21 protein-coding genes are annotated in these 23,827 nt (G+C 68.9%); 2 read left to right on the forward strand and 19 right to left on the reverse strand.

Translation table 11 applies throughout. The features are described 5' to 3' along the window. Positions 1 to 7: 7 nt before the first annotated feature. Positions 8 to 445, reverse strand: a complete 438-nt coding sequence (locus tag ACT86A_RS16270; protein ID WP_445092974.1) for an anti-sigma factor — start codon at positions 443 to 445, stop codon at positions 8 to 10. A gap of 608 nt (positions 446 to 1,053) precedes the next feature. On the opposite strand from ACT86A_RS16270, the gene ACT86A_RS16275 reads away from it, so the two are divergent. Further along, a complete protein-coding gene (locus tag ACT86A_RS16275; protein WP_445092975.1) occupies positions 1,054 to 2,538 on the forward strand; it encodes a mannitol dehydrogenase family protein in 1,485 nt (494 codons plus the stop codon). A 299-nt stretch (positions 2,539 to 2,837) separates the two neighbouring features. Here the strand turns inward: ACT86A_RS16275 and ACT86A_RS16280 are convergent, their stop codons facing one another. The 12 genes from ACT86A_RS16280 to steA form a co-directional block, all read right to left on the reverse strand. Further along, entirely contained in the window at positions 2,838 to 3,596 is a 759-nt protein-coding gene (locus ACT86A_RS16280) for an acyl-[acyl-carrier-protein] thioesterase (protein ID WP_445092976.1), read from the reverse strand. 194 nt (positions 3,597 to 3,790) lie between these two features. Next, positions 3,791 to 5,209 (reverse strand): ribosome biogenesis GTPase Der, encoded by a 1,419-nt coding sequence (der, locus tag ACT86A_RS16285; protein ID WP_445092977.1) that lies wholly within the window; start codon positions 5,207 to 5,209, stop codon positions 3,791 to 3,793. Then, positions 5,206 to 5,913: a (d)CMP kinase gene (cmk, locus tag ACT86A_RS16290; protein ID WP_445092996.1), complete on the reverse strand. Its 708-nt coding sequence runs from the start codon at positions 5,911 to 5,913 to the stop codon at positions 5,206 to 5,208. The genes der and cmk overlap by 4 nt, the downstream gene beginning before the upstream one ends. Before the next feature lie 35 nt (positions 5,914 to 5,948). Further along, the gene (locus ACT86A_RS16295) at positions 5,949 to 7,016 is read right to left on the reverse strand and encodes a pseudouridine synthase (protein WP_445092978.1); all 1,068 of its coding nucleotides are present in this window, start codon (positions 7,014 to 7,016) and stop codon (positions 5,949 to 5,951) included. A gap of 9 nt (positions 7,017 to 7,025) precedes the next feature. Further along, entirely contained in the window at positions 7,026 to 7,682 is a 657-nt protein-coding gene (scpB, locus tag ACT86A_RS16300) for an SMC-Scp complex subunit ScpB (RefSeq protein WP_445092979.1), read from the reverse strand. 115 nt (positions 7,683 to 7,797) lie between these two features. Then, complete coding sequence (locus ACT86A_RS16305) at positions 7,798 to 8,694, reverse strand: segregation and condensation protein A (protein WP_445092997.1); 897 nt, start codon at positions 8,692 to 8,694, stop codon at positions 7,798 to 7,800. Between the two features lie 518 nt (positions 8,695 to 9,212). Next, complete coding sequence (locus ACT86A_RS16310; RefSeq protein WP_445092998.1) at positions 9,213 to 10,157, reverse strand: ParA family protein; 945 nt, start codon at positions 10,155 to 10,157, stop codon at positions 9,213 to 9,215. Between the two features lie 425 nt (positions 10,158 to 10,582). Continuing rightward, positions 10,583 to 11,536, reverse strand: coding sequence for a site-specific tyrosine recombinase XerD (gene xerD / locus ACT86A_RS16315; protein WP_445092980.1), 954 nt, complete (start codon positions 11,534 to 11,536; stop codon positions 10,583 to 10,585). A 6-nt stretch (positions 11,537 to 11,542) separates the two neighbouring features. Further along, complete coding sequence (locus ACT86A_RS16320; protein WP_445092981.1) at positions 11,543 to 12,202, reverse strand: NUDIX domain-containing protein; 660 nt, start codon at positions 12,200 to 12,202, stop codon at positions 11,543 to 11,545. Positions 12,203 to 12,277: 75 nt separating this feature from the next. After that, positions 12,278 to 13,999 (reverse strand): CTP synthase, encoded by a 1,722-nt coding sequence (pyrG, locus tag ACT86A_RS16325; RefSeq protein WP_445092982.1) that lies wholly within the window; start codon positions 13,997 to 13,999, stop codon positions 12,278 to 12,280. 238 nt (positions 14,000 to 14,237) lie between these two features. Further along, positions 14,238 to 15,182 (reverse strand): copper transporter, encoded by a 945-nt coding sequence (locus tag ACT86A_RS16330; protein WP_445092983.1) that lies wholly within the window; start codon positions 15,180 to 15,182, stop codon positions 14,238 to 14,240. 29 nt (positions 15,183 to 15,211) lie between these two features. After that, positions 15,212 to 16,423 carry a putative cytokinetic ring protein SteA gene (gene steA / locus ACT86A_RS16335; RefSeq protein ID WP_445092984.1) on the reverse strand — a complete coding sequence of 404 codons (1,212 nt, stop codon included), beginning with the start codon at positions 16,421 to 16,423 and terminating at the stop codon, positions 15,212 to 15,214. A 372-nt stretch (positions 16,424 to 16,795) separates the two neighbouring features. On the opposite strand from steA, the gene ACT86A_RS16340 reads away from it, so the two are divergent. Then, positions 16,796 to 16,942 carry a hypothetical protein gene (locus ACT86A_RS16340; protein ID WP_445092985.1) on the forward strand — a complete coding sequence of 49 codons (147 nt, stop codon included), beginning with the start codon at positions 16,796 to 16,798 and terminating at the stop codon, positions 16,940 to 16,942. A gap of 3 nt (positions 16,943 to 16,945) precedes the next feature. On the opposite strand, the gene recN is transcribed toward ACT86A_RS16340, so the two are convergent. The 6 genes from recN to ACT86A_RS16370 all read right to left on the reverse strand — a co-directional run bounded on the left by recN (position 16,946) and on the right by ACT86A_RS16370 (position 23,108). Then, complete coding sequence (gene recN, locus ACT86A_RS16345; RefSeq protein WP_445092986.1) at positions 16,946 to 18,730, reverse strand: DNA repair protein RecN; 1,785 nt, start codon at positions 18,728 to 18,730, stop codon at positions 16,946 to 16,948. After that, entirely contained in the window at positions 18,708 to 19,667 is a 960-nt protein-coding gene (locus ACT86A_RS16350) for an NAD kinase (RefSeq protein ID WP_445092987.1), read from the reverse strand. Before ACT86A_RS16350 ends, recN begins: the two co-directional genes overlap by 23 nt. Beyond that, a complete protein-coding gene (locus tag ACT86A_RS16355) occupies positions 19,664 to 20,485 on the reverse strand; it encodes a TlyA family RNA methyltransferase (RefSeq protein WP_445092988.1) in 822 nt (273 codons plus the stop codon). The genes ACT86A_RS16350 and ACT86A_RS16355 overlap by 4 nt, the downstream gene beginning before the upstream one ends. A gap of 1 nt (position 20,486) precedes the next feature. Further along, complete coding sequence (locus tag ACT86A_RS16360; RefSeq protein ID WP_445092989.1) at positions 20,487 to 20,792, reverse strand: hypothetical protein; 306 nt, start codon at positions 20,790 to 20,792, stop codon at positions 20,487 to 20,489. 13 nt (positions 20,793 to 20,805) lie between these two features. Further along, on the reverse strand, positions 20,806 to 21,696 hold the full coding sequence (locus tag ACT86A_RS16365; RefSeq protein WP_445092990.1) for an HAD-IIA family hydrolase: 891 nt from the start codon (positions 21,694 to 21,696) through the stop codon (positions 20,806 to 20,808). A 446-nt stretch (positions 21,697 to 22,142) separates the two neighbouring features. Continuing rightward, positions 22,143 to 23,108 carry a tetratricopeptide repeat protein gene (locus ACT86A_RS16370; protein ID WP_445092999.1) on the reverse strand — a complete coding sequence of 322 codons (966 nt, stop codon included), beginning with the start codon at positions 23,106 to 23,108 and terminating at the stop codon, positions 22,143 to 22,145. Positions 23,109 to 23,827: the final 719 nt, after the last annotated feature.

Consider the following 23,827-nt stretch of genomic DNA (forward strand, 5'->3'; position numbering starts at 1 on the left):
CGTGAACTCACGTGTCGAATGGTCCTCGTTCCCACTTGAATTCGATGACGGTCGGATACCCACGAACATCCGGGTCGAAAGGGTGCCGGGAAATCGACAGCGAACTCGCGAGCATCCGAACCAGCTCCCAGTTCAGCGGATCGCCGCCGAGTTCCTCGTCGAATGCGGCGACGGCTTCGACGCGCACGCTCATCCGGTAGGTGCTGTAGGTGAAGGCACAGCCGAGCGTCGAACCGGGCACCGACCGCGCCACCAGCATTGTGGCGATCTCGCTGACTGCCAGCCGGATCTCCGCGGCCGCACCGAGCGGGAGGTCGGCGACCAGGGACACGGTGTCGGTCAGCCCGCGCAGCAGTGCCCAGTGCCGCTCGTCGCCGGGGATCCGCACGGCGACCGTGGAGGTCCGGACGGTAGGCGCGCCGAACGCGCAGGTGATCACCTTCATCAGACGGTGGCGAGCTGGGCTTGCCACATCCAGTGCGGCTGTTCGAGGCGCGCGGCGACGTCCAGGAACAGATCAGGGTCCAGGGTGCTCGTGATGGGTTCCGACATCGCTCCTACCTTTCTGCCGTTGCTCCTGGTCATCGAAGGTCTACCCAGCTGAGCGACGCTCAACCGCCCGTAGTTTCGCCTGCCGCGGGGCCCGCTCCGGCCTCAGCCGGGGGGTCGTTTGCGATCGGCCGGGCCGCTACGTCGAGCCGTGGGCGAATAGGGCCGACGTCCGCCGAACGGTCGCGCTACCGGCGCCGGGCCTGGACGCAGCGGCCACCGCTCCCCGAGCCGAGCCCGACCCAGCGCGATGACACGAAGACAGATGTGGTCATCGGTGGCAGAGCAGCCGGGTTGTGCGCGGCGCTGTCCACGGTGCGCGTATCTGGGTGATTCCGGCTGCGAACCGCCCCCATTGGTCAGGTTGCAGTGGAGCGCGTTCATCGGCAGACATCATGGGCTGCGAAGGCGATCTTGTCGCGCGGCTCGGGCAGGATGGCGCCGGGCCCCGGACCCACGCCTGCGCACTTAGGATGTGATCTCCACACTACTGGGAGGTGCGGGATGCCACAGGGTTCGGCGACGCCCTTGCGGGCGGCGACACTGCCGGAGTTCGGCGGTCGCCTCGCTACACCGACCTACGATCGATCCCGGATATCCTCCGGCATAGTGCATTTCGGCGTCGGCGGGTTTCATCGCGCCCATCAGGCGATGTACGTCGACCGATTGCTCGAACGCGGGATGGCGCACGACTGGGGAATCTGCGGAATCGGCATACTACCCGGCGACCGCAAGATGCGCGACGTCCTCGCGGAGCAGGACGGCTTGTACACGCTGTCGACGGTCGCGCCGGACGGCACTTGGGCCACGCGGGTCATCGGCTCGATCATCGAGTACCGGTACGCGCCGGACGATCCCGAGGCCGTGGTGGAGAAGCTCGCCGACCCGGCCACCCGGATCGTCTCACTCACCATCACCGAGGGCGGCTATCGTATCGGTGCGACCGGCGAGTTCGACGCCGACGATCCCGCAGTGCGCGCCGATCTCACCGGGAACACGCCACCCGCCACCGTGTTCGGACTCGTCATCGAGGCGCTGGTGCGGCGCAGGTCGCACGGCGTCGCGCCGTTCACCGTGCTGTCGTGCGACAACATCGAGGGCAACGGGCACCTCGCGCGCCGCATGTTCGGCGCGTTCGCCGCGCTGCGCGATCCCGAACTCGGCATCTGGGTGGCCCAGCGGGTTCATTTCCCGAATTCGATGGTGGACCGGATAACCCCCGTGACGCCAACCACCGCGACCGACGAGATCGAGCGCCGCTACGGGCTCACCGACCGCTGGCCGGTCCTGACCGAACCCTTCGCACAGTGGGTGCTGGAGGACTCGTTCGGACTCGGCCGCCCCGCCTTCGACGAAGTCGGCGTCCAGCTCGTCGACGACGTCGCTCCCTACGAGCTGATGAAACTGCGGTTGCTCAACGCGAGCCACCAGGCACTGTGCTACTTCGGCTACCTGAGCGGCTATCGGCTGGTCCATGAGGCCGCACGGGACCCGGCCTTCCAACGATTCCTGATGCGCTACATGGATGCCGAGGCGACGCCGACGTTGCGCACGGTTCCCGGCGTCGACCTGGATCGCTACAAGCGGACCCTGCTCGAGCGATTCGCCAATCCCGCGATCGGGGACACCATCGCCCGGCTCTGCGCGGAATCCTCCGACCGGATCCCGAAGTGGCTGCTGCCGGTGATCCGCGCACAGCTCGATACCGGCGGCGAGATCGACTGCGCCGCCGCGGTAGTCGCGAGCTGGGCGCGCTATGCCGAGGGTGTGGACGAGCAAGGCGCGCCGATCGAGGTCGTGGATCGCCGGCGCGACCAGCTGATTCCGCTCGCGCGGCAGCAGCGCGAGCAGCCTACCGCCTTCCTCGGCGAGCGGTCGGTATTCGGCGACCTGATCGACCGGCCCCGGTTCGTGACCGCATACCTGGCAGCCCTGGGCTCGCTGCGCACCAAGGGAGCGCGCGCCACGGTGGAAGACATGTCGCATTAGATACGACTGCCGCTGTCCTGCTCCGCCCGCTCCGCGTGGAGGCTCCGTCCGCGCCCCCTCTTCGCTCCACAGAACCTCACTCGGCGCGGAAACCATCGCCCACTATCCGCTGCGCGGAACTCGGCGCGACGGCGGTCTACGGCCGGACTCCCTCCGGCGGCGCCGAATTCCTACCGCGCTCACCTGTGCTCGGCACGGCAACCGGCTACCGAGGAACTCGGCAGCGTCCGACCGCCGCCGCACTCATCGCCGCTCGCCGCAGCAACAGGCAACGGCCTCGCCTTGTCCGGCGGCACCCGTCAGCGCGGCGTGACACGGGCGACCCCACGAGCGTCCGCGCCGACGGCGAACCAGACGTCCAGGCACGAACCGGTGCGGCGGGAGACGAGCTGGAGATCCTCGCCGGATCGCACCGGCTTGCCGTACTCGATCACCACTCGGTGCGGGTTGGACTTCAGTTCGGCGTGATCGGCGAGAACCTCCTCGAGCGCGGTGAGGTAGACCGCGTTGTTCACGTGATCGAGCAGGTCTATGTCGGTGACGCGCAGCGGAAACGGCTGGGTCCGCACGCCGGACTCGTCGGCCCACGGCATCGAGTCGGCGAGTTCGGCTTTCCACCGCAGCCGGTGTTCGCTCGTACAGGCCAGCATGGGCGCCAAGAAGCGGTCGCTCATCCGCGCCGGGACGCCGGATTCGGTGCCGAAGTGGATCAGGAAACCCTCGGTCTCCACCAGGCCACCGCCACTGCCACAGATCTGGACGCGCATCGTGCACCAGCGGCTGGAGGTCGCCGATGGCCAGCGCCGCAGCGTGACCCACTCGCCGAACTCGATCGGTTTGAGCGCGTCGATCACCGTTCTGCGGACTACCCACAGCCGATGCAGGTCGCCGTCGTCGAGGACCTCGAGATGGTCGTAGCCGACGTCCTGCAGGTACCGTGCGACACCGTCGAGCCGCAGACGCTGGTCGCCGCCGGTGTCGGCAAGGCGCACCGGCCATCCTGTCTCGAAGGGAGTCAGTGCGGCCGGGCTTTCCGGCAGGACGCTGGGAATGACCATAACCGGATGATGCCAGGTATTTGCTAGACGCGCGAACAGAAACTCGCTCGATAACATTTACGCGACAGATACGTCTCTACATTGCAGAGATTCGTGCACTACACAAATAAACTACCGATCGCTGATTAGTTGCCATTCGCCGCCGATGGGTTAAGAGCCGAGGTGTCCAGAAGCCGCAGCGTCGGGAACTCGGTCTACTTCTTCGAACGATCCCGCTTCTCGCGCACCCGCACCGAGATGCGGACCGGCGAGCCGGCGAAGCCGAATTCCTCGCGCAATCGGCGCTCGAGGAAGCGGCGGTAACCCGCCTCCAAAAAGCCCGTGGTGAACAGCACGAAGGTGGGCGGCCGCGTGGTCGCCTGGGTCGCGAACAGTACGCGGGGCAACCGGCCCCCACGCATCGGCGGCGGGGTGGCGGCGACCACTTCCTTCAGCCAGGTGTTCAGCCTGCCGGTCGAAATGCGCTTGTCCCAGGATTCGAGTGCGGTTTCCATCGCGGGTACCAGCTTCTGCACCGCACGGCCGGTATGCGCGGAGATGTTCACTCGTTGCGCCCACGGCACCTGAACCAGCTCACGGTCGACCTCGCGCTCCAGCTGCAGGCGACGGTCCTCGTCGACCAGATCCCACTTGTTGAACGCCAGCACCAGCGCGCGCCCCGAATCGGCGACCATGCTGATCACCCGCAGGTCCTGTTCGGTGATCGGCTGCGCGGCGTCGATCAGCATGATCGCCACCTCCGAAGCTTCCAGCGCGGACTTGGTGCGGAGCGACGCGTAGAACTCGGTGCCACTGGCGTTGCTGACCTTGCGGCGCAACCCGGCGGTATCGACGAACTTCCACACCTTGCCGCCCAATTCGACCAGGGAGTCGACCGGGTCGACCGTGGTACCGGCGATCTCGTGCACCACCGAACGCTCGTCGCCGGTCACCTTGTTCAGCAGGCTCGACTTGCCGACATTGGGCTTGCCGACCAGAGCGACGCGTCGCGGACCGACACCACCGGTGCCCTCGCGCGGGGTCTCCGGGAGCACCGCGAGCACATCGTCGAGCAAGTCGCCGGTGCCGCGGCCATGCGCGGCGCTGACCATGCGCGGCTCCCCGAGACCGAGCGACCACAGCGCTGCCGCCTCGGCCTCCACCCGCTGGTCGTCGACCTTGTTGGCGACCAGGATCACCGGGACCGCCGAGCGCCGCAGCTTCTTCACCGCGGCCTCGTCGGTGGCGGTGGCGCCCACCACCGCATCGACCACGAGCAGGATCGCGTCGGCGGTTTGCATGGCCAGTTCGGCCTGCCTGGCCACGGATTGCTGCAGTCCTTTCGCGTCCGGTTCCCACCCGCCGGTGTCCTGGACCAGGAATCGGCGACCGGCCCAGTTCGCCTCGTAGGACACGCGGTCACGGGTCACCCCGGGAATGTCCTCCACCACCGCCTCGCGGCGGCCCAGAATCCGGTTCACCAGCGTCGACTTGCCCACGTTCGGGCGGCCGACCACGGCAAGCGTCGGCATCGCGACGTGCGCCTGGTCATCGAACTCACCCTCGAGATCGGCCAGCTCCCAGTCGGCTTCGTCGCTCCAGACGCCGTCACCGGCCAGCACATCCCCGCTCACCGGTCACCTCTCGTCGCGAACGCCGAAAGCTGCTGCGCGACAACGCGGTACAGCTCGTCGATCACCTCATCCATGGACATGTCGCTGGTGTCGACCAGCACCGCGTCGAGGGCGGGACGTAGCGGGGACACCTTGCGGGTGGAGTCGAGGGTGTCGCGGCGCTGCACGTCGGCGAGCACGCCCGCGTAGTCGTCGCCGCGGCCCTCGGCGATGTTCTGCTGGTTGCGCCGGTGAGCGCGCGCCTGAGCGGAGGCCGTGAGATAGATCTTGGCGTCTGCCGCGGGCAGCACGACGGTGCCGATGTCGCGGCCCTCCACCACGATCCGCCGGGCGACCGCGGTGATGTCACGCTGCATCGCGACCAACAGCTCACGCACCTCCGGGACCGCGGAGACCGCCGACACGGCCCGGGTGACGGCGTCGCCACGAATCTCTGATGCGACGTCCTCCTCATCGAGCACGATCACCTCGCGGCTGGGCTCGGTACCGATGGACAGCGGCAGTTCCTTGACCGCGGCGGCGATGGCCGCGGTATCGGTGAGCGCGACGCCCGCGCGCAGCACCCGCAACGTCGCCGCCCGGTACATGGCGCCGGTGTCGAGGTACTGCGCGCCGAGCCTGGTGGCCAAACGCCGCGAGACGCTCGACTTCCCGGTGCCCGAAGGCCCGTCCATAGCGATCACGAGCGGGCTCGTACCGGACATCCGCCCCGGCACCTGCACCGGGATCTCCAGACCGTTCACAGCGACACCGCCTCGTAGAGTTTGCCGATTTCATCGCGACCGAGCACGCGCAGTGTGCCCGGCCGTTGGTCGCCCAGCGCGACCGGACCGATATTCGTACGCACCAGCCGGATGACCGGATGACCGGCCGCGTCGAGCAGCCGACGCACGATGTGTTTGCGCCCTTCGTGCAACACGATCTTCACCAGGGAACGTCCCTCCCCCAGCTCGAGCACCTGGAAACGGTCGACCGCGGCGGGGCCGTCCTCCAACTCGACGCCCTCCTTCAGTTGCTTGCCGACCGCGCGGTTGACCTCACCGTGCACGGTCGCCAGGTAGGTCTTGGAGACCTCGAAGGACGGGTGCATGAGCCGGTGCGCGAGGTCGCCGTCGTTGGTCAACAGCAACAGGCCCTCGGTGTCGGCATCGAGCCTGCCGACGTGGAACAGGCGCTGACCGGCGGCGATCCGCTCGGCCACGATATCGCCGACACAGGGCCGGCCCATATCGTCGGACATGGTGGACTGCCATCCCTTGGGCTTGTTCAGCGCGACGTGCACCAGTTCCTCGCGCACCATCACGCGGGTGCCGTCCACGCGCACCACCGCGTGCTGCGGGTCGATGCGCAGACCCTGCTCGCGCACGATCATGCCGTCGACTTCGACGCGCCCCTGCGCGATCATCTCCTCGGCGGCGCGGCGCGAGGCGACGCCTGCCTTGGCGAGGACCTTCTGCAGCCGTTCGCCCTCACCCCACGGAAGTTTGCTGTGGCCCCCGGACTCCGCCGCAGCGACATTCTGGTGGCGCGCGGGTTTGGCGTTGCTCAGCAACGGCGGCTGCGCGGCCTGCCGTTGCGGCTTGGGCTTCTTCTTACCACTCGGGTTCGCGTGTCGCTGCGGGGCCGGTGCGGCTGCGCGCTGCGCCGCGCCGCGGCCCGCGTTGTCCTGCTGGGTGCCGCGGGCGGCGATCCCCCGTTGGGCCGAACGTGCGTCACGTGCGGTTGTACCGCGGCCCGCGCCCCGTTCGGGCTGGGCGCCGCGTTTCCTACGATCCGGTGTGCCATCTCGGCGAGCGGGCGTATTCATCGTTTCCTGTCACTCTTCGGTACCGAGGTCCAAATCGGCCTCGGCGGGTTTTCGCAACCTGGTGTAACGGGGGTCCGTCTCCAGGCTCTCGTTGATCTCATCGATCAGGTCGACGCCCGGAAGCAGGGGCGCCAGTGGCGGCAGGTCGCTCAGCGACGCGAGTCCGATCCGTTCCAGGAACAGTTCGGTCGTGCAGTACATCGTCCCGTTGGTTTCCGGGTCGGTGCCTGCTTCGGCGATCAGTCCCCTGGCCAGCAGCGTGCGCATCACCCCGTCGACGTTCACGCCACGCACCGCGCTGACCCTGGTCCTGGTCACCGGCTGACGGTATGCCACCACCGCCAGCGTTTCCAACGCCGCCCGGGTCAGTTTCGATCGGGAGCCGTCGAGCAGCATCCGTTCCACATACGGCGCGTACTCGCTGCGAGTATAGAAGCGCCAACCGTCACCCACGAAACGCAGATCGATCCCGCTGGAGCGTGCGGTCAGCTCGGCTGACATCGCTCGCAGTGCGTGCTCCACGCGCTGCGCGGTATCGCCCAGCGCGGCCGCCAACTGGTCCACCGGGGCCGGAGCGTCGATCACGAGCAGCATCGCCTCCAGGGCCGAGCGGAATTCGGCGTCCTCTAGCGGTTGCGGAGTGATCTCCGTCACGGCCTCGCTCACGACGCCTCGCCGGCGCTCAGCTGCCCCGGGTACGGCCGCACGCGGTGTTCTCGGTTCACTCGGCGGCGTTCACTCGTCCGGCACACCTGGCTGACGGTCCGCGCGCTGTGCTCGCTCACCCGTAGTCCTCCTCGATAGTCACGGCGTCCGCCTGGCGCGCCGCGTCGTCGCCGATCCATCTGACCGCCAAGGGACCGAGCGGATCGGGCTGGTCGAACTCGATCGTCTTGCCGCGATACAGCTCGAGCAGCGCCAGGAAGCGGGCGACGATCTGGACCGGGACTTCGCAGTCGGCGACCAACTCGCCGAACGAGGTCCACACACCCGCACCGCGCTGGGTGAGCTGTTCCAGCACCAACGCCGCCTGCTCGGCCACGGAGATCGCGTGCGTGTGCAAGTGGTCGAGCCCGACCTTCGGCACCGGGCGGGGCCGGAAGGCCGCCGCGGCGATCGCGGCGAACTCGGCCGCCCCGACACCCAGCGTAACCTCGGGCAGCAGATCGGCGTAACGCTCCTCCAGACCGACCGCGCGGGGGTAGCGGCGCAGCGCCGCGGCCTCCAGCTCGCCGAGCAACGCGGCGACCTGCTTGAACGCTCGGTACTGCAGCAACCGCGCGAACAACAGGTCGCGCGCATCCAACAGTTCGAGGTCTTCGGCGTCGGTCACCTCCCCGGAGGGCAGCAGGCGCGCCGCCTTGAGATCCAGCAGCGTGGCGGCGACAACCAGGAACTCGGTGGTCTGGTCCAGAATCTTGTCCGCGCGCAACGTGTTCTGCCGTGCCATGTTCGCGGTGAGCGCCTTCGTGTAGGCGATGAACTCGTCGGTGACTTTGTGCAGCGCCACCTCGGTGACGTCCAGCTTGCGCGAGCTGATCAGGCTGAGCAGCAAGTCGAAAGGACCCTCGAAGTTGCTCAGGCGCAAGCGGAATCCAGCCGGCTGCGCCGCCGGTTCCTGCGCGGAGTCCCCCGGTGCGCTACTCGCGGGAGTTTCGGGCTCGTCAGCTGCCTCCACCGCGCCCGATCCGGCGCCCACCGAAACCGCAGCCCGCTCAGCCGCCGGCCCCGGGTCGCTCGGTAGCGCGTCCTCAGCCACCTGCGGGTGATTCGTGGGCGCGCCGTGCGCCTCGGATGCCTCCGGCGCGCAAGCATCCGAATTGCCCTGCTTCGCAGAAAAATCAGGCGCTGTCGCCTCGGTGTTCGCCACGGCGTCGGTGACCGATGATTCGTCCGGCATAGCGGCTGTACCGGACTGAAACGGCGCTTCGACAACGGCCGGATTCGGGCGTCGCGGCGCAGCGTCTCGTCCGGCGGCGATGAACGCGGCGGCCGCGTTCCCGAGCGTAGGGGCCGCACCGGAGAATGCGCGACCGGATGGTGACCGAGTGCGTTCGTCGACGACGTCGGGCGCAGCGACGTCGGGTGCAGCGGCATCGGGCGTGCGGTCGTCGGGCGAGGCGGTGGCACCGGCCGCGGAAGACCCCTGGCCGGATGAGTTGTCGGTGGACGCAGACGAGGGGCCGAAGCGGCCGATCACCGGCCCGACCGGTGGATGACTTCCCGAGCCATCGACCGGTATGCTTCAGCCCCACCCGATTTCGGCGCCCACGTGGTGATGGGCTCGCCCGCTACACTGGCGTCCGGGAACCGGACGGTGCGCGCGATAGCGGTGTCGTAGACCAGATCACCGAAGACCTCGACCACACGCGCCATGACCTGGCGAGAATGTAGCAGTCGAGCGTCGAACATGGTGACCACTATTCCGTACAAGCTCAGCCTCGGGTTCAGCCGGTCCCGCACTTTCTCCACGGTGTCGTTGAGCAACGCGAGCCCGCGGAGCGAGAAATACTCGCACTCCATCGGAATGATGACGCCGTCCGAGCAGGCCAGGGCGTTGACCGTGAGCAGGCCCAGCGAGGGCTGGCAGTCGATGAGGATGTAGTCGTAGCGGTCGCGCACCGGTTCCAGCGCGCGCCCCAGCGTTTGTTCGCGGCCCACCTCGTTGACGAGCTGGATCTCCGCGGCGGAGAGATCGATGTTGCTCGGCAGCAGGTCCAAATTCGCGACACGGGTCGGCGTCAGCACGTCGTCGATGGACACCTTGGAGCCGATGAGCAGGTTGTGCACGGTCAGCTCGAGATCGTGGTGGGCGACACCCAGACCCGCCGACAGCGCGCCCTGCGGGTCCAGATCCACCAGCAGCACGCGGCGACCGTATTCGGCCAGTGCGGCACCGAGGTTGATCGTGGAGGTGGTTTTCCCGACCCCGCCCTTCTGGTTGCACATGGCGACGATCAGGGCACCGCCGTGCTGGCCCACCGGTGGCGGGTCCGGAACCAGCCGCAGCGGCCGGCCGGTCGGGCCGAGCGTCGCGTCCTCCGGGACCGGCTCCACCCCGGCGCCCCACAGCGTCTCGGCCGCGGCCTCCGAGTACGGACCCGGTCGCGGGCCCATAAGCGGCTGCGCCCCAGCACCCATCGGCGGCTCTGCCGCGCCGGCTGTTGTCACGATCCGCTGCTCCTTATACGTTCCTGCCGGTTGCCTCGCCGAGCGTAGCGAGGCCGATCAGTGCCCGACCTCGCTTTCGAACGGTCCAGCTCTCGATAGACGCTACCGCTTGACCGCACCAGAGTGCCGCGCCTGCGCGCGGCGTGTTCGCCGCGCGCAGGTCAGCACCATCGCGGGCGGCCGTCGAAATGCACGCGAACCGGTCGTGCAAATCACTCCTCTTGTCCCAGTCCGCCTCCCCGCGTGCGATCCGGCCGGCTTGCCGGACATACCCGAAGCGGACGATACCCGGTGCGCGCACGGCCGCACACACCGCGGGCCCATCCACCTGCCGGATCGGCCCTGGTCCCACTGGTATTCGACACTCCGGCGCACCGGAAGACCGCGCCGCAGGATCAGCGGGCTCGGGGGTGGGCGGTGGCCCAGACTTCGCGCAGCGTATTGACCGTGACCAGGGTGTAGATCTGGGTCGTCGTCACGGACGCGTGACCGAGCAACTCCTGCACCACGCGGACGTCTGCCCCACCGTCGAGCAGGTGGGTGGCGAAGGAGTGGCGCAGCGTATGCGGCGACACCACCGCGGCGATGCCCGCGCGCTCCGCGGCGGTGTGCAACACCTGCCACGCGCTTTGCCGGGACAGGCGGGTGCCGCGGGCGTTCAGGAACAACGCACCGGCATTGGCTTTCCCGCGCGATGCGAGCAGCGGCCGGCCACGCACCAGATAGCCGTCGACGGCGGCGAGGGCGGGGCGCCCGATCGGCACCATCCGCTGCTTGCCGCCTTTGCCGCGCAGCACGACCGACCGTTCGGCGATGTCCAGATCATCGACGTCCAACCCGACCATTTCCGAGATCCGGGCGCCGGTGGAGTAGAGCATCTCCAGCAGCGCCCGGTCACGCAGTCCGCGCGGTCCCCCGTCCGCGCCGGCCGCCGCGTCCGAGTTGGCGGCGGCAGCGCCACCCGCAGCCTCCAGCAACCTCGATACCTGGTCGTAGGGTAGCGCTTTGGGCAGCCTGCGACCTGGCGTCGGCGGCTTGACCGCCCGCGCGACATCGGTACTGGTCAGCCCCTCCGCCGCGGCGAAACGATGCCATCCGCGCACCGCGATCAACGCACGTGCCGCCGAGCTCGCCGCCAGCGGCGGGTGCCCGCCGCCACCCGATCGCAGCGTGACGGTGAACTCGGCGACATCGGACTCGCCGACCCGCTCCAGCGAACCGGCGCCGCGCCCGCTCAGGAAGTCGAGGTAGCGGCCGAGATCGCGCCGATACGCGGCGAGCGTGTTGGGCGCGAGACCACGCTCGACCGCGAGATGGTCGAGATAGGCGTCGAGCTCGCGGGCGAGCACGACCGCTCAGTCCTCCGAATTGCGCGCCGCCTGGCGGCGCAGCAGCGCGGTGGGCTGTCCGGGCCACGGCGCGTCCGCCGGACGCAGCCCGTCGCCGCCCGCCCGCGCAGCCGCCACCGCGAGTACGCCGGCGACCGCGGTGGCGTTGACGATCTCGCCCACCAGCGCCGCCCGTACAGCCGCCTCGACCGGCATCCGGACAACTTCGAGGTCGGCCTCCTCCAGCTCCGGCTCGGGCCGGTGGGTCTGATAGAGATCCCGCGCCAGATACACCCGCAGCGCTTCATCGGTGAAGCCGGGCGACAGCACCACATCCACCAGCACCGACCACTCCCGCGCGGCCAGCCCGGCTTCCTCGGCGAGCTCCCGCTGCGCGGCGAGCAGCGGATCCTCGCCGGGGATGTCGAGCAGACCGGCGGGCAACTCGAGCAGCCGCGCTCCGATCGGATGGCGGTACTGGTTGATCAGCACCACGTTGTCGTCGTCATCGATCGCGGCGACGGCGACCGCACCGTGATGCTCGATCACCTCGCGTTCGGCGACCCGCCCACCCGGCATCGACACCTGGTCGAGCCGCAACGCCAGGATGGCGCCGCTGTAGACGGTCTTGCTGGATACGATCTCGAATTCGTGGCTGCCCGGTGCGGCAGCGCCCCCGTCGGTCATGCTGCGACCTTATCGGCATGAGCGGACACTTGCCGCCGACGCGGGCCGCCACCCGCGGACCGGCCACTCATTGCGCTATGCCTGTTCGGCCGCACCCGCGAGTTCGTCACCGGGAATGTCCACCGGAAGTCGTTCGGCCGCCTTGTATTTCAGCGCCGCCGAAATCAGCGCCGCGAATAGCGGGTGCGGCCGGGTCGGACGGCTCTTCAGTTCGGGGTGGGCCTGGGTGGCGACGAAGAACGGGTGTACCTCGGCCGGCAGCTCGACGAATTCGACCAGATGTCCGTCCGGCGAGGTACCGCTGAACGTCAAACCGCTCTCGGCGATCTTGTCGCGGTAGGCGTTGTTCACCTCGTAGCGATGCCGGTGCCGCTCCGAGACGTGCTCGCTGCCGTAGGCCCGGGCGACGACCGAACCCTTCGCCAGGGTCGCGGGGTAGGCGCCGAGGCGCATGGTGCCGCCGAGGTCCGCCTCCCCGGCCACCGCCTGTTCCTGGTCGGCCATCGTGGAGATGACCGGATGCGGTGTGCCGGGTTCGAATTCGGCCGAGTTGGCCTCGGTAAGACCCACCGAGCGGGCAGCCTCGATCACCACGCACTGCAGGCCGAGACACAGACCGAGCAACGGGATGCCGCGGGTGCGCGCGTACTGGATCGCGCCGACCTTGCCCTCGATGCCGCGGATGCCGAATCCGCCGGGAATCAGCACGGCGTCGACGTCGCGCAGCGCGTGCTGCGCGCCCGAGGGGGTCTCGCACTCGTCGGAGGGCACCCAGTGGATGTTCACCTTGGCGCGCGAGGCGAACCCGCCCGCGCGCAGCGCTTCGGTGACCGAGAGATAGGCATCGGGCAGGTCGACGTACTTGCCGACCAGCGCGACCTCGACCGTCTCGCGCGGCGAATGCACCCGGTCGAGCAGGTCGCCCCACACGGTCCAGTCCACGTCGCGGAACGGCAGGCCCAGTCTGCGCACCACGTAGGCGTCCAGGCCCTCACGGTGCAGTACGCGCGGGATGTCGTAGATCGACCGGGCGTCCGGGGTGGAGATGCAGGCGTCGACCTCGACGTCGCACATCAGCGCGATCTTGCTCTTCAGCGCCTGCGGGACCTCCCGGTCGCAACGCAGGATCAGCGCGTCGGGCTGGATACCGATGTTGCGCAGCGCGGCCACCGAGTGCTGGGTCGGCTTGGTCTTCAGCTCGCCGGAGGGGGCGAGGTAGGGCACCAGCGACACATGCAGGAAGAAGACGTTGTCCCGGCCGACGTCGTGGCGGATCTGGCGGGCGGCCTCCAGGAACGGCTGCGACTCGATGTCGCCGACCGTGCCGCCGATCTCGGTGATCACCACATCCGGCGTCTGCCCTTGCAGATCCGGACCGCGCATCGCGAGGATTCGGCTCTTGATCTCGTCGGTGATGTGCGGAATCACCTGCACCGTGTCCCCGAGGTATTCACCGCGCCGCTCCTTGGCGATGACCGAGGAATAGATTTGCCCGGTGGTCACATTCGCGTCCTTGGACAGGTCGCGATCGAGGAAACGTTCGTAGTGGCCGACGTCCAGATCGGTCTCGGCGCCGTCCTCCGTCACGAACACCTCGCCGTGCTGGAAGGGGTTCATGGTGCCGGGATCGACGTTCAAGTACGGGTCGAGTTTCTGCATCGTGACGCGCAGTCCACGTGCCGTCAGCAGCTGCCCGAGGCTGGAGGCGGTAAGACCCTTACCCAATGAGGAGGCGACTCCACCGCTGACGAAGATGTGCTTCGTGGCCGTTCGCGCCTGAATCCGTGTTTGACCCACGGGTCTTCACGGTAACACGAGTCCGCCCCTTCGTTCGAATGCCACACCCGTTTGCCCACCGATCGCCGGATCGCGATCCAGAGCACCGGGACCCTAACTGTGCCGCGGGTCGCGCTATGGACGTACGGCGCATCGTCAGGTGTCTGCCCTGGCGATGAAACGGCCCACCAGGCCGACGGCCGGTTGCCGAACCGCCGAGCACCAGCGGTCCGGCCGCCACGACGATTCGATCGGCCGCTCAGCCCGGCAGCGCGGCCGGCGTGAGCGAGGTGGCTTTGGCCCCGGTGCCGTAGCGGCCGACGCCGCCGTTGAGTTGTTCGCCGAGCGCGAGGACCGTGGTGACGCGGCCGAGCTCTCGTTCGAGATTGTCGACGGTGCTGACCTGAGCGGCGAGCGCGGCGTCGGCACGGACCACGGCGATCGGCCCCGCCCCTTCGGCAGCGCCCGCCCGGCCGGCCAGGACCACGCCGCCGCCACGGCCGCGCAGGGCGCCCGCGAAGCGAGCGGTATTCGCGCCCCTGCTGTCCCGGGCGGCCTCGGCGCCGTTTCCGGTGATCAGCACGGCCAGTTGCGCCGGGCGGACCGGCGTATCGCCGTAGGCGAGGAAACCGCCGCCGCGCAGGGTCTCCAGCACCAGTCCGAGCTCTTGCGGAGTACTCCGGGGTTCCCCGCTGACCGGGTCGAGCAACAGCACCAAGCCGAGCAGATCGCCCGCCATACTGCCCTGGTCGACCGCGCCGGTCCGCAGCTGCGCCCCCGCCGGGATCACGTTCGTGAGCGCGGTGCGTATCCGATCGCCCTCGCTCGCGTCGAGAAAGGGGTCGGTGAATCCGATCCGGCCGGTAATGGCCGCCCCGGAGGTCTCCAGCGCTTTCGTTACCGCGTCGACGTCACCGGGGTCGGCGTCCGGGGTCGTGAACACGACTACGCCGCGATCGGCGAGAGCGCCGCCGAGGATGCGGGCCGACGCCCCGGCGATGAACCGGTCGGCGGCCATGGCCTGATCCGTGAGCCGCCGGTTCTGATCGGTGAGCGTGTCTACCTGCTCACGCAGATCGGTCTTGTCCGCCCGCAGTCCCGACAGCAGGTCGGCGGCGAGCGTCTGCGAGCCGAGCACCACGCCGATGGCGAGGGCGAGGAAGACCGCCGCGATCGAGATGGCGTAATGGCGCATCGAAATCATCGTTCTCCCTTGCCTATTCCCACGAATGCCTATTCCCACGAACCGACGCGGGACTGCGCCCAGAGCGCGGCCCGGTTCCAGTTGTCGACGGCCCAGTCCATGACGTCCGCGCCACGGTTGGACGCCAGCAACACGACGATCACCGCGACCAGCGCGGCGAGCACCACCAGCGCGACAGCGATCCCGGACACCCGGTTGCGGTACAGCGTGGCGACGGCCTTCGCATCCACCAGTTTGGTTCCGACCTTGAGCCGGGTGAGGAAGGTGGCCGGGTTGCTGTGTCGGCGCCCCCGATCGAAGAAGTCGTCGAGCGAGGCCGGAGCACCCGCGACGACGATCAGCGCCGCTCCGTGATGATCGGCGAGTAACAGCGCCAGATCGGCAGCCGACCCCGAGGACGGAAAAGTCGTCGCGCCGATGCCGAGATCCTGGATGCGTTCGAGCCCCTTCACATGTCCGTCGGTGTCCGCGGGCAAGATCACCTCGGCACCGCATTTCATGGTCGCGGACGTGATCTCGTCCGGGTCTCCGACGATGATGTCGGGGCGGTACCCCCGCCTCCTGAGCGTGTCCGCGCCACGGCCGACGCCGATCAGGATCGGGACGTACTCCTTGATGAACGGCTTGATCCGCTGCAGATCCTCGGCGTGGTCTGGTCCGTCGGCGACCACCACCACGTGCCGCTGCTTCAGCACCAGATCCAGCTCCGGCACTCCGAAGCCGTCGATGAGCAGCGCGTTCTCCGTGCGGATGAACTCGATGGTGTTGCCCGCGAACGCCTCCAGGTGATCAGCCAGACCGTTGCGCGCCTCGATCATCCGCTCCGCGATGGCGGACTCGGTGAGCTCGATTCCTTCGACGAGGACCTCGGGTTCCTTCTTGATCAGCTTGTCGGAGTAGACCACGCCCTCATCGATCCGGACCCGCGCGCCGTCCTTGATCCGGCTGAACGCATCCGAGCTCACTGTGTCCAGCAGCAGGATTCCGTTGGCCACCAGCGCTTCCGGGCCCAGATTCGGATAGCGACCCGAAATGGACGGCGAGGTATTGATCACCGCGCCCACCCGGGCCTCGACCAACCGGTCGGCGGTCATCCGGTCGAGGTCCATCTCGTCGAGCACGACGACATCACCCGGGCCGACGCGCCCGAGCAGTCGCCGGGTGTTGCGATCCACTCGGGCTGTCCCGGTCCGACCCGGCAGCGTTTCGGTGTTCCTCGACAACAGCGCCAGCATCTTCATGCGCCGATGATGGCGGCAAACCCTCAACCATTGGTGGAGGCGCGCCGTTTCCCGGATCGCAGGCACCGTGATACATCCCGGCACTGCGCCTCACCCGCTCGGCGATTCATGCCGTGCCACCGGAGCCGAACCTGGTTCCCCAGACCCTCAGAACCCATAATCCGCCTGCTCAGGACGTATCCTCCCGGCTAGAGATAGGTTGCACCGCCGGAATTGCAGACCATGCCTCGCGCCGATGCCGGCGCCGACCACGACGAACAACAGAGGACACCTCGACCACAGGCATCCCCGCCCGATTCATCCACAGCGAATAGGCCGCTACTGGTTCTGGAGCGGTTCGACAGCCTGCCGTCGCAACCCCGAGACCGCGCGGTGCCCACCGGCGCCGGCAACGGAACCCTGGTCTCCAACACGATGAAATCCGATCCCACACTCCCCGTGCCCGACAAGCTGGTGCAGCTCAGCCCGAAGAAAGCTGATGACGGATTCGTGGAGGCCGGGCAGAAAACGGTGCGCTGATCGTCAGCGCGTCGCCGCCTGGGCACCCGCTTTCTCCGCGCGTGCCGTCGCGAGCAGCTCCTCCGCATGCGCGCGGCCGGTCTCGGTGTCGCCGAGACCGGCCAGCATGCGGGCCAGCTCGATAACCCGCTCCTCGTTGGTGAGCGCGCGAACGCCGCTGTTGACCGCGCCCTTCCCGTCGTCGGATTTGTCGACCACCAGATGGGTATCCGCGAACGCCGCGACCTGCGGCAGGTGCGTCACCACGATGACCTGGTGGGTACGGGCCAGCAGCGCCAGCCTGCGACCGATCTCCACCGCGGCCCGGCCACCGACGCCGGCGTCGACCTCGTCGAACACCATCGTCGCTCCGTGATCGGCCCCGGCGAGCACCACTTCGAGCGCCAGCATCACCCGCGACAGCTCACCGCCGGACGCGCTCTTGCTCAACGGCAGCGACTTCGCGCCCGAATGCGGGGCCAGGCGGAATTCGACCTCATCGATGCCGGCGGGACCGGCGTGCACCTGCTGCCCGTCGACGATGATCGGCGCCGAGTCCTGGGGGCCTGCGGCCGGCCACCGCACGTCGACCTCGAGACGCGCTTTACCCATCGCGAGCCCCCCCAGTTCGGCACTCACCGCGGCCGCCAGCTTTGCCGCCGCTTCGCCCCGCGCCGTGCTCAGCTTCTGGGCCGTCACCCGTACCCGCTCGGCGGCGGTATCCACCTCAGCGGCCAGCTTGGCCAGCGCCTCCTCGGAAACATCGAGTGAGCCGAGCCGGGCGCGTGCGTCATCCGCCCAGGCCAGCACGCCGTCGATGTCGGGGGCGTACTTGCGGGTCAGCGTCTTCAGTTCGGCCTGCCGGTTGAGCAGCGAATCCAGCGCCCGCGGATCCGAAGGCAGATCCGAGAGATAACCGCTCAGCTCGGCGGTCACATCCACCACGACGGCGATGGCATCGGCCAGGCGCGGCGCGAGAGCGGCCAGCGCGGGGTCGTCGGCCGCTTCGACGCGGGCGCGTGCGGCACCGATCAATTCCATCGCGCCGGAACCGTCTTCGGGCGCGTCGGCCGGTCCGGCGAGCGCGTCGTGCGCCGCCGCCGCCGCCTCGCGCAACGAGTCCAGATCGCTGAGCCTGCGTACCTCGTCGACGATGCGCACGTCCTCACCGGGCTCGGGTGCGATGCCATCGATTTCGTTCAGCGCGTGCTCGAGCCGTTCGGCCTCGAGCGCCATTTCCCGACCGCGGGCGGTCCGTTCGAGCAATTCGGCGCGGGCGTCGAGCCACGAACGGCGCTGCGTCCGGTACTTGCGCAGCAGTCCGGCCACCGCGCCGGCGGCGAACTGGTCCAACGCGGACAACTGCTGATCGGGACGCTGCAAACGCAGCTGGTCGTTCTGGCCGTGCACGGTCAGCAGCGGCGCCGTGAATTCGGCCAGCACCGCGGCGGGCACCCCGCGTCCGCCCAGATGCGCCCGCGAACGTCCATCACTGCCCACCGTCCGAATCGCGATGATGCTGCCGTCGTCGTCTTGCTCGGCCGCAGCCGATTCCAGCACCTGCGCGACCTCGGCGCGGGCGGCGTCGTTGACGTCCTCGATGGTGAACCGCCCCTCCACGACGGCACGGGACGCGCCGAGCCGAACCCGGCCCGCGTCCGCGCGCGCACCGCTGAGCAGATGCAGACTGGTCACCACCATGGTCTTGCCCGCACCGGTCTCGCCGGTCAGGCAGGTCAGTCCGGCATGAAACTGCGCGTTCGCCGTGGAAATGACGCCAAGGCCGTCAATCCTGATCTCTGTCAGCACTTGTGCTCTCCGTTCGCCGTCGGCCACGCCAGCCGGTTACAGGCAATTGGAACTTGCGCACCATCCGGTCGGCGAACGGTGCAGAATCCAGCCGCACCCAGCGGACCGGATCGGCGCCCCGAACCGCCTCCACCCGGCCGCCTCTGGGTAGTGCCAGCGTGCGCCTGCCGTCCAGAAAAACTATCGCATCGTGCCCGGTCGCCACCGATTCGACCGCGATGCGCGAATCGGGGCTCGTCACCAGCGGACGCGCGAACAGGGCGTGGGCATTGCTCGGAATCACCAGCAGCGCTTCGAGTTCCGGCCACACCACCGGGCCGCCGGCCGAGAAGGCATAGGCGGTCGATCCGGTCGGGGTGGCGATCAGAATGCCGTCGCACCCGAACGCCGACACCGGCCGTCCGTCGACCTCGAGCACGACTTCCAAGACACCCATGCGCGAGGCATTCTCGATGCTCGCCTCGTTCAGCGCCCAGCCGCGTTCGATCACCTCGTCGTCGACCCGGACGGTGAGGTCGATGGTCATCCGATGTTCGATCGTGTAATCGTGCCGGACCACCTGGGCGAGCGCCTCGTCCAGGTGCTCGGCCTCGGCCTCGGTCAAAAACCCGATGCGGCCCAGGTTGATCCCGAGCACCGGCACCGCCGCGGACCGCGCCAGCTCGGCAGCGCGCAGGAAGGTTCCGTCGCCACCGAGCACGAGCACCATCTCGCAGCCGACCGCTGCGGCTGGGCCGTGCTCGACCACGCGCACCGGATAGCCGCACGGTTCGGCCTCGAATCGGGTGCTGTCCGCCTCGTCGGCGAGCACTCGCAGGCAGATGCCCGCGTCCGCGAAGATCTTCGCCACTCGGTGGGCGGTCTCGATGATCTCCGCCCGCCCTGGATGGGACACCAGCAAGATCTCCCGGCCGCGGGGCTGGGCCGACGCGTTCACTGTGGGCCCTCCTCGACCGCGCGCTCGACCAGCGCCGCCACCCGCTCGCGGTCGTCTTCGAACTGCCCGTCGTTGCGCAGCCACAAGAAGTATTCGACATTGCCGGACGGACCCGGCAGTGGACTCGCCACGACGCCGACGGTACGCATGCCGAGGCCGGCCGCGGCGGCCGCGACCGTGCACACCGCGGCGGCACGCAGCGCGGGATCGCGGACAACGCCACCGGCGCCGACGCGCTCCTTGCCGACCTCGAACTGCGGTTTCACCATCGGCAACAGGTCGGCGCCCGGCGTCACGCAGGCTGCCAGCGCGGGCAGCACCAAGCCGAGCGAGATGAACGACAGGTCGCCCACCACCAGTTCGACCGTGCCGCCGATCGTTTCAGGCGTCAGGTTGCGCACATTGGTGCGGTCGAAGACCCGCACGCGCTCGTCGCTGCGCAGGCGCCACACCAGCTGCCCATAACCGACATCGACCGCCACGACCTCCCGCGCTTCCCGCGTCAGCAGCACGTCGGTGAAACCACCGGTGGACGCGCCCGCGTCCAGGCATCGCTTGCCCGTGACCGACAACCCCTCCGGCTCGAACCGCTCCAGCGCACCGAGCAGTTTGTGTGCCCCGCGCGAGGCCCAGGACACCTCGTCGGGCTCGTCGCGCACCACCAGCGGCGTACCCGCCTCGACGGCGGTGGCCGCTTTCACCGCGACCGTTCCGGATATCAGGACGCGGCCCGCACCGATCAACTCGACCGCGTGCTCTCGCGATCGCGCCAATCCGCGGCGAACCAGTTCCGCGTCCACCCGAGTGCGTCTGGCCACCTCAGATCTTGTCCACCGTGGCCAGTGCCTGTACGAGCACGTCATGTGCTTGCTCCAGGATGCGAGCGCGCCGGGTGATATCGACCCCGGCATCGGCGCTGTCGGCAGCGGGCGCCGCTGCGCTCCAGCCGGGTCGTTCGAGTTCGGCGAGCAGACTGTCCACCTCGCCGCGGATCCGATCCGGATCGGCCGGCTCCGGGCGCGGTTGCCCAGCCAGGTGCTGACCGGGCAACGGCGCCCCGGGACGGGGCCCCGGCACACCAGCGGGCCTTCCGGGACCGTTCGGACGGGGCGTAGGAGTAGTCATCGTGGCGTCAACGCTATCGGATTTCCGATCCGGACGCGCGGACCGTCACAGCTCGTCCCGGGTTACGCCGCAGGACCTCGCCCAGGTCTGCATCCAGGTCCAGTTCGACGGGTGTGTGATTGAGCGCATCGAGCGAGTCGCAGATATATGTGGGGATCCGCTCGTCCGGTGCCTCGCGCAGCTCGTCCAGGGTGCTGACGCCGGTCAGCACCAGCAGCGCGTCGAGACCCACGCGGTTGGCGCCTTCGATATCGGTGTCGAGGCGGTCGCCGACCACCAGCGCGCTGCGCGAGTTCGCCCGGACGAGCGCGTCCTCCAGCAGCGGCGGATACGGCTTGCCCGCCACGACCGGCTCCCGGTCGGAGGCAGCGCGCAGCGCGGCGACCATCGCGCCGTTGCCCGGGGCGAGGCCACGTTCGTTCGGCAAGGTCTTGTCGGTGTTCGCAGCAACCCACAACGCGTCCGCGCGCAATGCGTAGGCGGCCTCGGCCAGGTCCGGCCACGCGGTATGGGGGGAATGGCCTTGCACCACCGCGGCGGGCGCGGCGCCGTCGAAGCGCCGGATCGAGCACAGCCCGACCGCGTCGACCTCGGCGGCCAGATCATCGCTGCCGACGACCAGGACCTGCGCACCCAGTTCGAGTCGCTCGGCCAGCAGCCGGGCGGCCGCCTGGGCGCTGGTCACCACGTCGTCGATGGACGCGGGAAAACCGAGCTCGGCCAGATGCGCAGCCACAACCGCCGGTCCCCGGCTCGCATTATTCGTGACATACACCAGCCGCTGGGCCGCCTCACCCGTCGCGGTCAACGCCTCGGGTGCGCCTGCGATCACCTCGTGCCCGCGATACAGCGTGCCGTCCAAATCCAGCAGCAGGGCTCGATAGCGATCCCGTAGTCGCTTCACACCACTCTCACTCCATGTCACCGATCGGCGCCGCGCCGACTCGCATACCGTCGGGCTCGCCGACAGCACAGCCGCTCGGCCAGTCCGAGACACGAACATTACGCCAGACAACCAACCGGAAAGACGGGTGGTCAGCCACTTCGCCAGGCCGGAATCCCCTGTCACACAGCCCTCGAGCTGTTCGCCGTGCACCACGCCGAGGCCGCATCGGCCAGGCAGAACCGGAGCGCCTACCACCACGCCGACGTATCTCCCGACCGCACGCTCACGTCATCTGTGGGCACGACAAAGCGAACACCTCGCCGTCGATTCGAGACGCTCGATGAGGGCGCGTCGCCGGAACGACATCCGCGACGGCGGCGGCCAGAAACGGCGACTCAGCGAAGACGAAATCGACCACGCCGTAACTCATACTCGGGCGCGATCGAGGGCCGACGTACGGTCGGTCAGAGATCGATATCGCCGGTGAGTTCAGCGGCGCGTTCTTCCGCATCGGTTTCGCCGTCCAGATCCGCCGACGCGGCGTTCAGGAACCAGGTGAGCCCCTCGTCCGTGCGGCCTGCGGCGACCAGGGCGTCGGCGTAGGCGTAGAAGAGGCGGGCTGCGCCCGAACCCGTGCGCGACGGATCGAGATCCGACGTCTGGAGGGTTACGACGGCTTGGTCGTACTGGCCCAGGTCCATCCGGGCGCCCGCGACGACGATGCGCAGCTCGGTCGCCTCGTCCCCGCGCAGAGCACGGCCCTCGTCGCTGCGACCGAGTTCGATCGCGCGTTCGGGTCGACCGAGGCCACGCTCGCAGTCGGCCATCACAGCCAGCAGACCCGAACCACCGGACATCCGGCGGGCCGTCCGCAACTCCGACAAAGCTTCCGCCCATTCGCCGGCGTGGTAGGCCACGACACCCGCGGTCTCGCGAACCACGGCAATCCGGCCGGCACGCTGCCGGGCGGCCCGCGCGTGCGCGAGCGCCAACGCCGGATCGTCGTCGACGAGTTGCACTGCCATCACCAAGTGCCTTGCGACCGTTTCCGCATTGCCCTTGTCCAAGCTGAGTAGGTCACGACGCACGACCGGGTCCAGATCGGTGGCCTGTACGTCGTCCGGCAGATCGGGCTCCTCCGGACGCGCGGGACGCCGGTCGAGCGAACGACCGCCGCCCACCCGGGAGCCTTCGCCGCCGCGACGGCGATCCTGCGACACGTCACCGCGCGATGCCCGGTCGTCACGATCGGCCCCGCCGCGGCGCGCGTCGGCATCCCGCTCGGTGTTCGAACGGCGTCGATCATCCGCGTCATCGCGACGCCGAAAACCGGATTCGCCACGGCGCCCGCCATCGCCGGATTCGCCACGGCGCTCGAATCCTCCGCGTCCACCGCGCTCGCCACGCTGGACATCGCTCCGGTCACCGATCTCATCACGACGGCGACCGAATCCACCACGAGATCGGTCTCGATCGAAACCGCCACGTGTACCGGAGTCTTCCCCCCTGCGGTAGCCGCCACGCGAATCATCGCGTCGCTCGCCGGAATCTCCTCGACGTTTGAAGCCGCCGCGTTCTCCAGCGTCCTCGGAGCGCTTGAAACCACCACGTTCGCCGGCGCCCCCGCGGCCGGTGAAGCCACGCTGCGCACCGGAATCGTCGCGGCGTTCGAATCCGCTTTTCCTCGGCCCGTCGCCGCCGCGGCGGTCACCGGAATCCTGGCGTCCGAATCCACCGCGCCCCGACGAGTTGCCTCGCTGGTCATGGCGACCACGTTCACCGGCGTCACCACGGCGGTCGAAGCCCCCCGAGGTGTCGCGGCGCTGAGCACCACGCTCGGCGGACTCGTCGCGCCGACCGTAGCCGCCGCGGTCACCGGAATCGGCCCGGCGTTTGAATCCACCGCCACGTCGATTCGTATCGTCGCTGTCGCCTCGACGGCCGGTCCCCGAGTCGGGAGCGCCACGCCGGAAGGGCTTCCGATCGTCGTTCTGTTCCGGCACGGTGCTCCCTTTCTGGATTTCGGGGGAAGTCTGTTGGGCCCACAAATTCAATCATGCACCTGCGGTGCGGGCCGGGCACGGCGGATTCTTCCGAGCACTATCGGGTGCTCAAACGCCGATAGGGGACCCAGATTCTGGGTCCCCTA

The organism is Nocardia glycosmidis (assembly GCF_052545115.1).